This is a genomic window from Pseudoxanthomonas sp. P4_B2 (genome assembly GCF_056402315.1).
Map to the genome: position 1 here is coordinate 1 of NZ_JBFUHQ010000015.1, position 1,030 is coordinate 1,030.

The window sequence follows — 1,030 nt, forward strand, 5'->3', positions numbered from 1 at the left end:
TTCCCGGAGCCAGCGGCGGCACGGCGGTGACCAACGTACTGAGCAACGACACGCTCAACGGCGCAGCGGTGGTGCCGAGCCAGATCACGCTCACCCCGACCAATAGCGGACCGATCACCATCAATGGCGACGGCACGGTCGATGTCGCCGCCGGCACTGCTGCAGGCAGCTACGCGGCCAGTTACCAGATCTGCGAAATCCTCAACCCCACCAACTGCGATACCGCCATCGTCAATGTCACCGTCGGCGCCGCTTCCATAGACGCCGTCGACGACACCGCAGGACCCGTAAGCGGAGGAACGGGCGGATCCGGCGGCGTTGCGGTGATCAATGTGCTGGGCAACGATCTGCTCAACGGCGTGGCGGTAGTGCCGGCGCAGGTGACGCTAATCCCGGCCAGCAACGGTCCCATTACCATCAATCCGAATGGCGCCGTGGACGTCGCGGCCAACACGCCGGCCGGCCCTTACACCGCCAGCTACCAGATCTGCGAGAACCTCAATCCCACCAATTGCGATACCGCCACAGTGACTGTCACTGTGGCCGCCGCAGTGATCGTCGCCAACGACGACAATGCAAGCGGAACGCCGATCGCCGGCCACGCCGGTGGAACGGCCGTAGTCAATGTGCTGGCCAACGACAGCCTCAACGGCGCGGTTGCCAGCGTGGTCGATGTAGTCCTCAGCATTACTGTTCCACCGAGCAATGCAGGCGTCGTCCTCAACACCAGCAATGGCCGGGTCGATATCGCGCCCGCCACGCCAGCGGGCAGTTACAGCCTGACCTACCAGATCTGCGAGCAATCCAATCCTGCCAATTGCGATAGTGCGGTGGTGACGGTGGTGGTGGCTGCGGCGGCGATCGACGCGGTCAACGACATCGCCGGTCCGGTCTCGGGCACGGCCGGTGGAACGGCGGTGATCAACGTACTGAGCAACGACACGCTCGATGGCGTGGCGGTGGTGCCGACGCAGATCACCCTGACGCCGACCAACAGCGGTCCGCTGACCATCAACCCGGACGGCACGGT

Annotated in this window: 1 protein-coding gene; it reads left to right on the forward strand. The window is 64.6% G+C overall.

The window, feature by feature from the left end; all coding sequences use genetic code 11:
* The coding region (locus AC1DTQ_RS18820; protein ID WP_477851570.1) for a hypothetical protein at nucleotides 1–1,030 on the forward strand (1,030 nt) is incomplete at both ends.